The sequence below is a fragment of the Enterocloster sp. HCN-30185 genome, assembly GCF_037890305.1.
GTDB lineage: Bacteria > Bacillota > Clostridia > Lachnospirales > Lachnospiraceae > Enterocloster.
Genome location: NZ_JBBKBT010000002.1, coordinates 296,088 through 311,517 on the forward strand (window position 1 = coordinate 296,088; position 15,430 = coordinate 311,517).

The window sequence follows — 15,430 nt, forward strand, 5'->3', positions numbered from 1 at the left end:
ATAAGACAGGAGTGAAGTTATATGGTAAATGAGGCAACTATAATTAAAAATCCATCCGGCCTTCACTTAAGGCCGGCAGGAATTTTGTGCAAGGAAGCGTTAAAGTTTAAATCAAAAATATCCTTCAGGGTCCGCAACGTTACGGCCAATGCAAAGAGTGTTTTAAGCGTTCTTGGAGCCTGTGTCAAATGCGGTGAGGAAGTGGAATTTATCTGTGATGGTTCCGATGAGGAAGAGGCTCTTAAAGCCATTATCCGTCTGGTGGACGACCGTCTGGGAGAATGATGACGGCAACCAAAGGTTGTGAGTATAAATAAGGAAATACCGGTATGGGCCGGGATTTCAAAATATTAAGGAGGAAATACATATGTATAAGGGAACAAATGCTTCTGACGGTATCGGCATCGGTACTGCGGTGATTGTGGAGGAAGCAGAGCTTATCATTACAAGGAGAGAAGTAAACGATACAGAGGCAGAGGTGCAGCGTTTTAAGGGAGCGCTGGAAACAACCATTGCTGAAACCCAAAAAATGGCTGAGGATCTGGCTGCCCGTGTGGGTGAAAAGGAAGCCGAGATCATGCAGGGCCATATGATGCTTTTATCTGACCCGATGCTGACAGGGGAGATTGAAAATTCTATTCAGAATGATAAGGTAAACAGTGAGTTTGCCATTGAAAATGTCTGCAATATGTATGCAGATATGTTCGCGTCCATGGGCGATGAGCTGATGCAGCAGAGAGCGACCGATATGCGGGACATTAAGGTGCGTATGCAGCGTACCCTGATGGGACTTCAGTCTGTGGACGTATCTGCCCTTCCGGCAGGAACGATCCTGGTGGCAAAGGATCTGACCCCGTCTATGACAGCAGGCATCAATCCGGCGAATGTAACCGGTATTGTAACAGAACTTGGCGGACGTACCTCCCACAGTGCAATTCTTGCAAGAGCCCTGGAGATTCCTGCGGTAGTTGCCGTAAACGGCCTGTTAGATAAGGTAAAGGATGGAGACACGGTTGTCCTTGACGGAAGCGCCGGAGAGGTTTATGTAAATCCGGAGGCAGAGGTAAAGGCTGCCTACGAGGCAAAGAGAGAGCAGTTTTTAATGGATAAGAAGGAGCTGGAAAAATATATCGGACAGCCCTCTGTGACAAAGGATGGTGTACAGGTTGAGATTGTAGCCAATATCGGAAAGCCTGAGGATATTGATAAGGTGCTTCAGTATGACGCAGAGGGAATCGGTCTGTTCCGTACGGAGTTCTTATTCATGGACCGCACTGCAATGCCTACAGAGGAGGAGCAGTTTGAGGCTTATAAAAAGGTAGCTGCCGCTATGAACGGAAAGCCGGTGATCATCCGTACCCTGGATATCGGAGGCGATAAGGAAATTCCTTATATGGGACTTGAAAAGGATGAAAATCCATTCCTTGGCTACCGTGCTATCCGGTTATGCCTGGATCGTAAGGAGGATATCTATAAGCCTCAGCTGCGCGCCCTTTTAAGAGCCAGTGCATTTGGAAACATCCGCATCATGATTCCTCTTGTAACCTGTATCGATGAATTCAGAGAGGCAAAGGCCCTGATCGAAGAGATCAAAAAGGAACTGGATGAAAAGGGAATTGCCTATAAGAAGGATATTCAGGTAGGTATCATGGTGGAGACTGCGGCAGCATCCCTGATCGCTGATATTTTTGCAAAGGAAGCAGACTTCTTCAGCATCGGAACTAATGACCTGACCCAGTATACCATGTCGGTAGACCGCGGAAATAAAAAGATTTCCTACCTTTACTCCACCTTTAATCCGGCTGTCCTTAGAAGTATCCGCCATATTATTGCCTGCGGACGGGAAACAGGCATTATGGTAGGAATGTGCGGCGAGGCTGCCAGCGATCCCATGATGGTTCCGCTGCTGCTTGCCTTTGGCTTAAATGAGTTCAGTATGAGCGCCTCTGCAGTGCTGCGCACCAGAAAGCTGGTAACAGGCTTTAGCATTAAGGAGCTGCAGGCAGTGGCAGAGAAGGCAATGAGCTTTGCTACAGCGGCAGAAGTGGAAGCTTATATGAAAGAATTTATGGAGAAGATGACCGACTGATGTTAGTTTACCTCATTTGTTACATTGTAAGTTTTATCCTGGCCTGGCAGCACATTTATGTGCTGTCCGGCCTTGTGCTCTTAGGAGCAGCTCTGTGGCTGTATATAAAGGATTATATGAGAACAGGAAACCTAATCCATCTTCGGGGACTGTTCTATCTCTTTTTTGTGGGCGGACAGGGAATCTCCTGCTTTAAGCTTTCCAGGCTTCAGACCGACTGGGCGCTTATGACCTGGATCAGCCTTTTTCTGGCTGTCGTTTTTTTCTGGACGGTCTTTGAGATACTCACCCGTCTTTTTGACGGCTGGTCGGAAAAGGACATGCAGTCAGTTTACCGCTTTTTTTCCTCCGGGGAATCGCCTCTGCAGGCAAAGCGCATCCTGATTTCCATGAGCGTCATCACTGCAGTATCCCTTCTGGCCTTTTTATTTGAGGCCTGGAGACTGGGCTTTGTTCCCATGTTTTCTTACGGCGTACCTCACGCCTATTCAGAGTTCCACATCAGCGGAGTTCATTACTTTACCGTATCCTGCGTACTGGTTCCCAGTCTTTCCGTGGTTTACAGCGTAATGACAGCCAGACGGGGAAGAGGACTTACAAGAGACAGAGGCTTTTGGCTGGCAGTGGTTTTGGATGTGGTGGCTCTTTCTATCCCGCTTTTATGTGTATCCAGATTTCAGCTGATCCTTGCAGCAGGCATGGCGGTATTCACCTATATCTCTATGACCGGAAGCTTCAGTCTGATACACGCAGGAATTTTGATCGTCCTTTTAATCCCGGCCTACCTGATCCTCACCGTATTAAGAAGCCACAGTGTAGAATATTTAAACGGCATCTTTGAGATGAAAAACAGCCATATGCCCATTTTCATCACCCAGCCTTATATCTACATTGCTAATAATTACGACAACTTCAACTGCCTGGTAGAACAGCTGGGCCGCCACAGCTTCGGACTCAAGGGACTGTTTCCATTATGGGCGCTGACAGGCCTTAAATTCCTGTTTCCGTCTCTTGTGAACTTTCCATTATATGTAACAAAAGAGGAACTGACGACGGTCACCTTATTTTACGATGCCTACTACGATTTTGGCGTTTTCGGCATGATCTTTTTCGGAACCCTTCTGGGCGCGGCCTGCTACGGCCTGGTCCGTTTCAGGAAAAAACTCACCTGCCCCGCAGGCCACATCATCTACGCCCAGATCGCCATGTACATGGTTCTGTCCTTCTTTACCACCTGGTTCTCCAACCCAACCACCTGGTTCTACCTGATCTTATCAGGATTGGTATATCTCTATGTAGATGCTTAAACACATTCAGTATCAGAGATTATATTAATTTTTGTCCCATCGGCTATTATATCCCCAGCCGGGGCGTCCTGCCTCCTGTCTGTCCGGGCGATTTTTGGAGGTCATTAGAAGGTCTTAGGAGGCTGGATTTTTCGTTAAGAGCCACATCAAACCTGTCTGAGCGCAGCGAGTTTTTGATGTGGCTCTTGTTTTTAGAAAAATCCAGGCCCCTTAGATCTTCTTATGGCCGGAAACCTGAGCCCGGACAGACAGGAGGCAGGACGCCCATACGACAACTCTCACAATTTCAAGTTGAATCCCCACCCAACCTGGGTTATAATAAAAAGCAGCTGTTCCAAACAGTATCAAATTTTACGGAAACCGACCCCAGGAGGAAGAGAAGTATGACAAAAAAGCGTTCATTAGACACTATCTGTATTCAGGGTGGCTGGGAGCCGAAAAACGGCGAACCAAGACAGCTGCCTATTTACCAGAGCACGACCTTTAAGTACACCTCAAGCGAGCAGATGGGACGTCTGTTTGATCTGGAAGAAAACGGATATTTCTATACAAGACTGGCAAACCCCACCAATGACGCGGTCGCAACCAAGATCTGCGAGCTGGAGGGCGGTGTGGGCGCCATGCTTACTTCCTCAGGCCAGGCGGCTAATTTTTATGCGGTGATGAATCTGTGTCAGGCAGGAGACCATGTGGTAAGCTCTGCGGCTATTTACGGCGGCACAACGAACCTTTTTACGGTTACGATCCCTAAAATGGGAGTGGAATGTACCCTGGTAAGCCCGGATGCCACTGAAGAGGAGCTGGCAGCAGCGTTCCGCCCCAATACAAAGGCATTATTTGCAGAGACCATTGCCAACCCTGCATTAACGGTTCTGGATATTGAAAAATTTGCAAAAGCAGCCCATGACCATGGTGTTCCCCTGATTGTGGACAATACATTTGCAACTCCTATCAACTGTCGTCCCTTTGAGTGGGGAGCAGATATTGTAACCCACAGTACCACCAAGTACATGGACGGCCACGCCATGACCATAGGCGGCTGTATCGTAGACAGCGGCAATTTTGACTGGGAGGCTCACCACGATAAGTTTAAGTGCCTGACAGAGCCGGATGAGTCCTATCACGGTGTAATCTATACGCAAAAATTCGGGAAAATGGCCTATATTACAAAGGCTACTGCACAGCTGATGCGTGACCTTGGATCGATCCAGTCTCCCCAGCATGCCTTTCTGATCAACGTAGGCCTTGAGACCCTTCATCTGAGAATGCCCCGGCACTGTGAAAATGCATATAAGGTAGCTTCCTATCTGAAATCCAGAGAGGATGTGGCCTGGGTAAATTATCCCGGACTGGAAGGCGACAAATATTATGAGCTTGCAAAGAAATATATGCCGGATGGTACCTGCGGCGTTATTTCCTTTGGCTTAAAATCCGGCAGAGAGGGAGCAGCCAGATTTATGGATCGGTTAAAGCTCTGCTCCATTGAAACCCATGTGGCTGATTCCCGCACAGCCGTTCTTCATCCTGCAAGCCATACGCATAGACAGCTGACCAATGAGCAGCTTGTAGAGGCAGGCGTTGATCCGTCCATGATCCGCTTCAGCGTCGGTATTGAGGACGCAGAGGATATCATAGAAGATATTCGTCAGGCATTAGAGGAATAAGACGTTATTCTTGTGAAAATATAACGATAAAATGCAAAAATTTTTAGGTTGTTTTTGTGAAAAATGCATAAAAATAAAGAAAATATTTGAGAAAAATGCAGATAGACTAAATTTTTTTAAGGGTATATAATATAGATAATTCAATAAAGCAAATTGTCTGATATGTATATCCTGGGGATTGGCCCAGAGTCTCTACCAACTACCTTAAGAGTTGACTACATACATTTATGTAGTCAGCTCTTTTTTTGTACCTGTTTATAAGCTGGGCGTTGTTGGATTTTAACAGTTATTTTTACCTGAAAAATTCATGCTTGCGGCATTGGTATAAAAAGAGAGCTGTCCGTTTATCCGAGGATGAAAGAATCGGAACGATCGTTCGGGATGCAGAAACAGACAGTAAAGTAAGGAGGAAATACAATGAAAGTTGTTGGCCAGGAAATCACACGCGTGGACGCTTTCGGTAAAGTGACCGGTGAAGCCAAGTATACCGCAGATTTGGAACCCAGAGATATCCTTCATGGAAAAGTCGTCCATTCCACCATTGCAAATGGCCTTGTAAAGAGCTTTGATCTGGACGAGGCGTTAAAGGTGCCGGGGGTGGTAAAGATCGTCACCTGTTTTGATGTTCCGGATATCCAGTTTCCCACCGCAGGTCATCCCTGGAGCGTGGAGTTAAAGCATCAGGATATCTGTGACAGAAAGCTTTTAAATCAGAGAGTCCGCCTTTATGGGGATGATATTGCGGCAGTTGTGGCTGAAAATGAAGTGGCTGCGGCTCAGGCGGCTCGTCTGATCAAGGTTGAGTACGAGGAGTACGAACCCATTGTTACCGTAGAAGCGGCATTAAAGCCGGAGGCAACACCTCTTCATCCCGATCTCAGAAAGGACAACGTAGTCGTTCATTCCCATATGACCATGGGATCTTCTGATTTTACTTTTGAAGAGGGAAGAAAGAAAGCCATTGAAGAGTACGGAGAGGAAAATCTGGTGGAGATTGATGAAACATATGATACTCCAAGGATTTCCCACTGCCATATTGAGCTTCCCGTTTCCTGGTCCTATGTGGATACAAACGGAAAAGTGACCATTGTTTCTTCCACGCAGCTTCCCCATATTGTACGCCGTGTAACGGCTCAGGCATTGGGAATCCCAGTTGGTAAGGTTCGCGTGATTAAGCCCTATATCGGAGGCGGTTTTGGAAACAAGCAGGATGTACTTTATGAGCCGTTAAATGCCTTCCTTTCCATGAGTGTAGGCGGAAGAGCCGTCCGGATGGAGATCAGCCGCGAGGAAACCATTTCTGGAACCCGTACCCGCCATGCGATCAAGGGCGTGTGCAAGGGTATTGTTACAAAGGACGGAACCGTACTTGCAAGACGGCTGGAGGCCTTTGCCAATAACGGCGGCTATGCCTCCCATGGTCACGCTATCTGCGCCAACTGCGGAAATGTATTTAAGGATCTGTATAAAGACCGGCTGGGTACAGAGGTAGACTGCTGGACCGTTTATACCTCTTCCCCTACGGCAGGAGCCATGAGAGCATACGGCATCCCCCAGGCAGATTGGTTTGCAGAGTGTCTGACAGATGATATGGCAGATGCAGTCGGTATAGATCCCTGTGAATTCCGCTTAAAAAACTGTCTGGATGCAGGCTTTGTGGATCCGGCCAACGGTATTACATTCCATACATATGGCCTGACCGAGTGCATTAAAAAAGGCCGGGAGTACATTCACTGGGACGAAAAGAGAGAGGCCTATAAGAATCAGAACGGACCGGTGAGAAGAGGTGTGGGAATGGCGATGTTTATTTACAAAACAGGCGTTTATCCCATTTCTCTGGAAACTGCTTCTGCCCGCATTACTTTAAATCAGGACGGTTCCATCCAGCTTTCCATGGGCGCTACGGAAATCGGACAGGGAGCAGATACCGTATTCACCCAGATGGCGGCAGAGACTACTGGAATCAGCGTAGACAGGGTATATATCAATTCCACACAGGATACGGATGTAACTCCCTTTGATACAGGTGCTTATGCGTCCCGTCAGACCTATGTATCCGGCATGGCCTGCAAAAAGTGTGCCTTAGAGTTCCGTCAGAAGGTCTTAGAGTATGCTGCCTATATGCTGAACCATGATGTGACAGATCTTTCAAAGACGGTCTATGCAGATCTTGTAAAGGAGGCTGCCGGTAAGGTACGTCAGGTTCTGGGGCTTCATGCAGAGGAGGAAATTACCTGGGAGATGTTAGACATTGCGGACAGCCAGGTGGTTGTAAACGGCGGCGATCCGGTACTCTTTGATGTGGCGGTAGTAGCTGATACAGCGTTCTATTCCTTAGACCGCTCTATCCATATCACAGCAGAGGTTACAAACCAGTGCAAGGACAATACCTTTGCTTCCGGCTGCTGCTTTGTGGATCTGGAAATCGATATGCCTCTGGGTCTTGTGACTGTAAAGGATGTGATCAATGTCCATGACTCCGGTATCCTGATCAATCCGAAGACAGCCGCCGGACAGGTACACGGCGGTATGAGCATGAGCCTTGGTTTTGGACTTTCTGAGGAGCTTTTAGTAGATGAAAAGACTGGAAAACCGTTAAATAATAACCTTCTGGATTACAAGATCCCTACCGCTATGGATGCTCCGGAGCTTCATGTGGAATTTATCCAGTTAGACGATCCTACAGGCCCTTATGGAAACAAATCTCTGGGCGAGCCGCCGGCAATTCCGGTTGCTCCGGCGATCCGGAACGCCATCCTTCATGCAACCGGCGTACATATGAATACAGCGCCTATGACAGCCCAGCGTCTGATCGCAGCGTTTAAAGAAAAGGGACTTATTTAAGAAGGAAGGAGAAATAAGGCATGTTTGATATAAAATCATTTTACGAGGCAAAGGATGTACAGGATGCTGTGCAGGCTCTGGTAAATGAGCCGGATGCAGAGGTGATCAGCGGTGGTACCGACGTACTGATCCGTGTAAGAGAGGGAAAGGATGCAGGAAAAGCCCTTGTATCTATCCACAATATTCCGGAGCTTAAGGGAGTAAATGTTCTGGAAAACGGAGATCTCTGGATCGGAGCAGCTACTGCATTTTCCCATATTACAAATGATCCCCTGATCCAGAAGCTGATCCCCATGCTGGGTGAGGCAGTGGATATGGTGGGTGGACCTCAGATCCGCAACACAGGAACCATCGGCGGAAATATCTGCAATGGAGCTACTTCTGCAGATTCAGCTTCTACCATGTGGACCTTAAATGCCAAAGTGATCCTAGTGGGATCGGAAGGGGAGAGAATCGTTCCCATCTGCGAGTTTTATACAGGTCCCGGACGGACCGTAAGAGCCAGAGAAGAGGTATGTACGGGCTTTCTCATTGCAAAAGAGGATTATGAGGGCTGGTACGGCCAGTATGTAAAGTACGGAAAGAGAAAGGCCATGGAGATTGCCACTTTAGGCTGTGCAGTCCGGGTAAAGCTTTCAGAAGACAAGACGGTCATTGAGGATGTGCGTCTGGGCTACGGAGTGGCAGGACCTACGCCCCTTCGCTGCCGGAACGCAGAGGAAGGCTTAAAAGGAGCAAGAGTGGATGACAAAGAGGCGGCAGAGCAGTTTGCAAAAACAGCGCTCACAGAAGTAAATCCCCGTTCTTCCTGGAGAGCATCCAAGGAATTCCGCTTACAGCTCATTGAGGAGTTAGCAAAGCGTGCACTGGCAGAATCTATCACAAGAGCAGGAGGTAATTGCAATGCTTAAGATCATACATATGAAAGTAAACGGAAAAGAGCATGAACTGGCAGTGGACGAGAGAGAGTCCCTTTTAGATACTCTGCGTCTGCGCCTGGGGCTGACTTCGGTGAAAAAGGGCTGTGAGGTAGGAGAGTGCGGAGCCTGTACGGTACTGGTAAACGGAGAGGCCATTGACAGCTGTATTTATCTGACCATGTGGGCAGATGGAAAGAGCGTAATGACCGTAGAAGGCTTAAAGGGGCCAAACGGCGAGCTTTCTCCGATCCAGAAGGCATTCATTGAGGAGGCGGCCGTCCAGTGCGGCTTCTGTACGCCGGGTCTGATCATGAGTGCGGTTGAGATCGTGGGAACGGGAAAGAAGTATAACCGCGAAGAGCTTAAAAAGCTCATTTCCGGTCATCTGTGCCGCTGCACGGGCTATGAGAACATTTTAAACGCTATGGAACGGATTGTGGAAGAAGTATATCAGACCACACATAAAGAAGCATAGAATGAGTGTGCCGGCAGATGTCTGGTCTGGGGAGATAAATAAAGACAGCTGCCGGCATGAGAATGGAGGCGGTAAATCGTATGGGGAAAACAGCAAAAACAGCAGGAAATGCAGCAGACTGCAGTATTAACAACATATACAGACTGGAGGGAAGAGTGCCCATCGGAAAGGCTATTCCCTTTGGACTGCAGCATATTTTAGCCATGTTCGTTTCAAACCTGGCGCCGATCACCATTATTGCGGGAGCGTCCAAGACGCCGCTTACACCGGCCCAGCTGGGTATGCTTCTGCAGAACGCCATGTTTGTAGCAGGCATTGCTACCATGATCCAGCTTTATCCCATCTGGCGGATCGGATCAAAGCTTCCTGTGGTTATGGGTGTAAGTTTTACCTTCGTAACGGTGCTCAGTACCATTTCAGCCAATTACGGCTATCCGGCTGTAGTAGGAGCGGTTCTGGTGGGAGGTCTCTTTGAAGGAACCTTAGGACTGATGGCAAAATACTGGAGAAAGATCATTACTCCGATCGTAGCGGCCTCTGTAGTAACAGCCATCGGTTTTTCACTTTTTACAGTAGGAGCCAGATCTTTTGGCGGCGGCTATAATGATGATTTCGGTTCTGCCCAGAACCTGATCCTTGGAACCGTAACACTGGCTGCCTGTCTTTTGTGGAATATTTTTGCAAAGGGATATCTAAAGCAGCTTTCCGTTTTAGCCGGCCTGGTAGTAGGATATATTCTGGCGATCACCATGGGAAAGGTAGATCTGTCTATGATCATGTCCGGTGGAATCATTTCCCTGCCCCATCTGATGCCCTTTAAGCCGGAATTTTATCCGGGAGCTATTATCTCCGCATGTATCATTTTCCTGGTGTCTGCGGCTGAGACCATCGGCGATACCTCTGCTCTGGTAGCAGGCGGATTAAACCGGAAGATCACAGGAGAGGAAATCTCAGGTTCTCTGGGCTGTGACGGCTATGGTTCCGTTATTTCCGGTCTCTTTGGATGTCCTCCTGTAACTTCTTTTTCACAGAACGTAGGCCTTGTCAATATGACAAAGGTAGTGAACCGTTTTACGATCATGACGGGCGCTGCCTGCATGATTTTAGCAGGACTTCTTCCGCCGGTGGGAAATTTCTTTGCTTCCCTTCCGGACGCAGTATTAGGCGGATGTACGATCATGATGTTTGGAACTATCTTAACCTCTGGTATTCAGATGGTGGCTGACTGCGGTTTCTCTCAGAGAAATATTACCATTGCAGCGCTGTCCTTATCCATCGGAATCGGTTTTACCACAGCCAGCGAGGTCGGGATCTGGGATATCTTCCCGCCGATGATCCAGTCCGTATTTTCTGCCAATGTGGTAGCGGTAGTGTTTGTAGTATCTATTGTTTTAAGCCTGATCCTTCCAAAAGATATGGACGTGAAAAAGATCGATCAGCAGTAGCGGCCAGAATGGAGGCAGCTTCGTATACTTGCCAGAAAAGAAAATATATGAGATAATAATACGCGGTTTAGCTTCTTTGGGGCTGGCCGCGTATTTTCTCTCGGGAAAGAATATGGGGCCATTGTTTTAGAAGAAAGGGACATACATATGAAGAAAAAACTGAGAGGTCTTTTTAGGATCATCTTTGGCAGGACTGCTTTTGTAATGGCAGGGCTGGGGCTGCAGCTTTGGGTATTTATAGCGGCGTTTAAGTTTTTGAATGGGTATCTTCATTATTTTTATATTCTCTGTGTGCTTTTAAGTGCTCTTGCAGTGATCGCCATTTTAAATGAACCTATTGATTCCAGCTTTAAGATGGCCTGGATCATACCGGTACTCGTGATACCGGTGTTCGGCGTACTTTTATACATTTTCGTACAGATGCAGTTTCAGACCAAAGCTCTGGCCAGACGTCTGGCAGCATCCACTGCCAAAACAAGACCCTATCTGAACCAGAATGAGGATGTGAGGAAGGAACTTGAGGCCCTGGACGGCCGTACGGCCGGACTGGCGGATTACCTGGAACGTATGGCTGGAGCGCCGGTATATAAAAATACGGACATCGAGTATTTTCCCCTGGGAGAGGATATGTTCGTACGGTTGATGAAAGAGCTGAAGGCGGCAAAGCATTTCATTTTTATGGAGTTTTTTATCATTGACAGGGGATATATGTGGGATGAGATCTTAAAGGTTCTGGAGGAAAAGGTAAATGAAGGAGTAGAAGTCCGGGTGATGTATGACGGAATGTGCTGTCTGATGCTTCTTCCGTTTCACTATCCCAGGCAGCTGGAACGGAAAGGGATCCGCTGTAAAATGTTTTCTCCCATTATCCCGGTGCTTTCGACCCATCAGAATTACAGGGATCATCGAAAGATTGCAGTCATTGATGGCCGCTGTGCCTTTACCGGAGGAGTAAATCTGGCAGATGAATATATTAACCGCAAAGTGCGCTTTGGCCACTGGAAGGATACGGCTCTGATGGTAAGGGGAGATGCGGTAAAGAGCTTTACCATGATGTTTCTTCAGATGTGGGATGTGACAGAGAAAAAGGAAGAGGATTACAGGAAATATCTTTCTGCTCCGGCAGGAGAAGCCGCAGCCGGACGGATGGAGAAAGGCTATGTGATCCCCTATGGGGACAGCCCCTTTGACAAGGAACAGATCGGCGAGCAGGTCTATCTGGACATACTCAGCCAGGCAAAGGAATATGTCCACATTATGACGCCGTATCTGATCCTGGATGACGGCATGAAGGACGCCCTGTGCTATGCGGCAAAACGGGGAGTGGAGGTTATTATCATTATGCCTCATATTCCGGATAAGAAATATGCCTATCTGCTGGCCAGAACCTATTATCCGGAGCTTTTAAAGGCAGGAGTCCGGATTTTTGAATATGAACCGGGCTTTGTCCACGCGAAGGTTTTTGCCAGTGATGATGAGAAAGCCACGGTGGGAACCATCAACCTGGATTTTCGCAGTCTGTACCTGCATTTTGAGTGCGGCACTTTTTTATACCGCAATCCGGTTATTGAAAAAATCGAAGCGGATTATCAGGAAACACTAAAAAAATGTATTCCGGTCACCCTTGAAACCTGTTATAGCTACAGCTGGCTGGGCCGCAAGGCAGGAAGGCTGCTGCGTCTGATCGCGCCTCTTATGTAGGCGCTTTTTGTTTATCAAAAAATACACAGCCAGAACACAAAATCGTCACAAACGGATGGTACATTAGTGACAGTTAATCATTGATATGTATAATTACTTAGAGGAGTTTATGTATGAAAGGTTCCAAATCCTATGGCCGCTTTATCTGTGGTTCTCTGGCTGTTTCGTTTGCCGTTTCGCCCTTTTTGTCTCTTACAGTGCTTGCAGACAATATTTCCAGCGCCAATTTTGACCTGCGCCGTCAGGTAGTAAAGCTTACGGGAATCATGGAGATTTCCAGCTTCCGGGGGCAGATCACAAGAGGAGATTTTGCGAAGATGCTGGTAAAGGCGTCCAGCTACCGGGAAAATCTTCCTTCTTCCAGCGTGTCGGTATATGCGGATGTGCCGGCAGACCATCCAAACGCGGTCTATATCCGTGTGGTAGCTTCTCAGGGCTGGATGAGCGGATATCTGGGCGGCAATTTCAAACCGGAGGAGCCTGTTTTATATAAGGACGCAGTGAAGGCCGTTTTAACGCTGTTAGGCTATACAGATGAGGATTTTACAGGAGAGATGGCCAGCTCCAGGATTTCGAAATTTAATCATCTGGAACTGAATGAAGATGTGAGCTGTCAGGCGGATGAAGCGATTACGGAAACGGACTGCATGAATATTTTTTATAATCTGCTGAAAACAAAAAAGAAGGACAGCAACGAGATATACGGAACCGTGCTGGACTGCGAGCTGAATTCAGATGGGGAGATCAATCCCATTTCCATACTGGAGGATGAGCGCAAAGGCCCCATCCTGGTCCATAAGAATTTCAGCGTGGCCCAGTCTGTACCCTTTGATACGGAGGATGCCAATGTGTTTTTAAACGGCGTGGAAAGCACCCTGGCGGCGGTAAAGGCTTCCCAGCAGCAGTCTGGTTTTGCAGTACTGTATTACAATGTGAAGTCAAAAACCATCTGGGCGTATACGACCACCGGCTGGGATATAAAGGATGATTCGGGCAACAACACCTATGTGCTCATCAAGGGAGAGATCAAAAATATCTACTATCAGTCCACAGATGTGATGACGCCGACCTCGGTGCGCATCGAGGTGGATGAGGCAAATTCAGACGATGATTTTGATACCAGCGAGGATGTGGATTCCGACGGCTATCTGAATATCAGTCTGGACTCTTCGGAACTTCAGTATCTGTTTTCCATCTATGGAAATCTGGAAGTGGGGGACGATGTGGTGCTGGTGTGCAGCAGAAGCGGAAGCAGCTATACGGCAGTGGATGCGATTGAATATTAAGGGAGAAACGAGATGAAAAAGAAAAAATTATGGGTTCGTCTGCTGGCGGCTCTTCTGGCAGCGGCAGTACTTCTTACCGGCCTTATGATTTGGAAAAATAAAAAAACAAAGGCTGCGGCTGCAGCCCGGGCCCAAAGCCTTAATACGGCAGCCGTGGAAAAGAGAACCATTACCTCTGAACTATCCTCCTCCGGTACTCTGGCGGCAAAGGATACATACAGCATCACGTCCATGGTTGAGGGCGAGGTGGTTGCCGCCGCTTTTGAAGAGGGAGATCAGGTGCAAAAGGATCAGGTGCTTTATGAGATCGACAGTTCCAGCATGACAACGGAGCTTACCAGCGCTGAAAATACCCTGACCCGGTCCCGGAATTCCTATGAGGATGCGCTGGAGGATTATAATCAGGCCTTAAGCGATTACAGCGGAAATACATATAAGGCCACAGAATCGGGATATATCAAGGAACTTTATATCAGTGCAGGCGATAAGGTAAGCGGAAATACAAAGCTGGCGGATCTGTACAGTGATGATGTGATGGAGATACGGATCCCCTTCCTTTCCGGCGAAGCAGCCCAGATTACCCCGGGAAATTCCGCTGTCCTTACGCTGACTGATTCAGGAGAACAGGTGGAAGCGTCGGTTAAGGCAGTTGCCAACCGAGAGGAAGCTCTTTCCGGAGGGCGTCTGGTACAGTATGTGACCTTTACAGTGGCAAATCCTGGTGGGTTGACTGTTTCTACCAGAGCGTCTGCCCGGGTAGGCGAGTGGATCGGAAGTGAGGAAGGGCTTTTTGAGGCTTCCATTGATACCTCTATGGAGGCAGACCTTTCATCCAGCGTAGAAATAGAGGCGATGCTGGTAAATGAAGGCGATTACGTTACAAAGGGAACACCTGTTTTCCGCATGACGGCAAAAACGGCGGATAAGCTGATCCAGAGCTACAAGGACAGTCTGGATAAGGCCCAGGAGAGCGTGGAGTCGGCCCAGAGCCATTTGGAGAGCACTCAGGACAGCTATGACAATTATACGATCACAGCTCCCATTTCCGGCCAGGTCATCACAAAGAATTATAAGGTGGGGGATAATATTACAAAGAACACCAGTAATACCACCGTTCTTGCAGTGATCTATGACCTGTCCAGTCTTACCTTTGAAATGTCCATTGATGAACTGGATATCAAAGAAGTAGAAGTGGGCCAGAAAGTGGCTGTGGCGGCCGATGCCTATGAGGGGCAGACCTTTTCAGGTACGGTTACAAACGTAAGCCTGGAGAGTACCTATTCAAACGGAGTCAGCACCTATCCGGTAACGGTAACCATGGATGAAGCAGGAGATCTTCTTCCGGGTATGAATGTGGACGGTATTATTACCCTGGATCAGGCAGAGGATGTGCTTTCAATTCCCGTAGATGCGCTTATGAGGGGAAATCAGGTCTACATAAAGGACGATACAGTTACTGAGCAGCAGGGACCGATCCCCGCAGGCTTTAAAGCCGTGGAGGTAGAAACAGGCCTTATAAGCGACAGCTATGTGGAAATCAAAAGCGGGCTTTCTGAAGGAGATACGGTTTATGTGGCGGAATCCAGCCAGAGCAGCGATGCTGTGATGATGATGCCCGGAGGCGGAATGGGAGGCGGCCCAGGAGGCGGCCCAGGAGGTGGAATGGGAGGCGGTCCCGGCGGCCGCTGACAGAAAGGGT

General features: G+C 48.1%; 11 protein-coding genes and 1 riboswitch. All 11 genes read left to right on the forward strand.

Translation table 11 applies throughout. The annotated features are described in order from the left end of the window. Positions 1–21 precede the first annotated feature (21 nt). Entirely contained in the window at positions 22–285 is a 264-nt protein-coding gene (locus tag WKT10_RS03625) for an HPr family phosphocarrier protein (protein ID WP_066547853.1), read from the forward strand. Between the two features lie 82 nt (positions 286–367). Continuing rightward, positions 368–2,089, forward strand: a complete 1,722-nt coding sequence (gene ptsP, locus WKT10_RS03630) for a phosphoenolpyruvate--protein phosphotransferase (RefSeq protein WP_340275505.1) — start codon at positions 368–370, stop codon at positions 2,087–2,089. Beyond that, positions 2,089–3,396, forward strand: a complete 1,308-nt coding sequence (locus tag WKT10_RS03635; protein ID WP_337433790.1) for an O-antigen polymerase — start codon at positions 2,089–2,091, stop codon at positions 3,394–3,396. The genes ptsP and WKT10_RS03635 overlap by 1 nt, the downstream gene beginning before the upstream one ends. Before the next feature lie 383 nt (positions 3,397–3,779). Then, the gene (locus tag WKT10_RS03640; protein WP_340275507.1) at positions 3,780–5,060 is read left to right on the forward strand and encodes an O-acetylhomoserine aminocarboxypropyltransferase/cysteine synthase family protein; all 1,281 of its coding nucleotides are present in this window, start codon (positions 3,780–3,782) and stop codon (positions 5,058–5,060) included. A 142-nt stretch (positions 5,061–5,202) separates the two neighbouring features. Continuing rightward, a riboswitch (purine riboswitch) is annotated at positions 5,203–5,298 on the forward strand. Between the two features lie 179 nt (positions 5,299–5,477). Continuing rightward, complete coding sequence (gene xdhA, locus WKT10_RS03645; protein WP_337433789.1) at positions 5,478–7,904, forward strand: xanthine dehydrogenase subunit XdhA; 2,427 nt, start codon at positions 5,478–5,480, stop codon at positions 7,902–7,904. Between the two features lie 20 nt (positions 7,905–7,924). Then, positions 7,925–8,815, forward strand: coding sequence for a xanthine dehydrogenase subunit XdhB (xdhB, locus tag WKT10_RS03650; protein WP_340275510.1), 891 nt, complete (start codon positions 7,925–7,927; stop codon positions 8,813–8,815). Further along, positions 8,808–9,299: a xanthine dehydrogenase subunit XdhC gene (gene xdhC, locus WKT10_RS03655; RefSeq protein WP_066547877.1), complete on the forward strand. Its 492-nt coding sequence runs from the start codon at positions 8,808–8,810 to the stop codon at positions 9,297–9,299. Before xdhB ends, xdhC begins: the two co-directional genes overlap by 8 nt. 80 nt (positions 9,300–9,379) lie before the next feature. Next, the gene (locus WKT10_RS03660; protein WP_340275512.1) at positions 9,380–10,744 is read left to right on the forward strand and encodes a uracil-xanthine permease family protein; all 1,365 of its coding nucleotides are present in this window, start codon (positions 9,380–9,382) and stop codon (positions 10,742–10,744) included. A 147-nt stretch (positions 10,745–10,891) separates the two neighbouring features. Continuing rightward, entirely contained in the window at positions 10,892–12,445 is a 1,554-nt protein-coding gene (gene cls, locus WKT10_RS03665) for a cardiolipin synthase (protein WP_340275514.1), read from the forward strand. Between the two features lie 113 nt (positions 12,446–12,558). Next, the gene (locus WKT10_RS03670) at positions 12,559–13,731 is read left to right on the forward strand and encodes an S-layer homology domain-containing protein (RefSeq protein WP_340275516.1); all 1,173 of its coding nucleotides are present in this window, start codon (positions 12,559–12,561) and stop codon (positions 13,729–13,731) included. Positions 13,732–13,743: 12 nt separating this feature from the next. Continuing rightward, positions 13,744–15,420, forward strand: a complete 1,677-nt coding sequence (locus tag WKT10_RS03675) for an efflux RND transporter periplasmic adaptor subunit (protein ID WP_340275518.1) — start codon at positions 13,744–13,746, stop codon at positions 15,418–15,420. Positions 15,421–15,430: the final 10 nt, after the last annotated feature.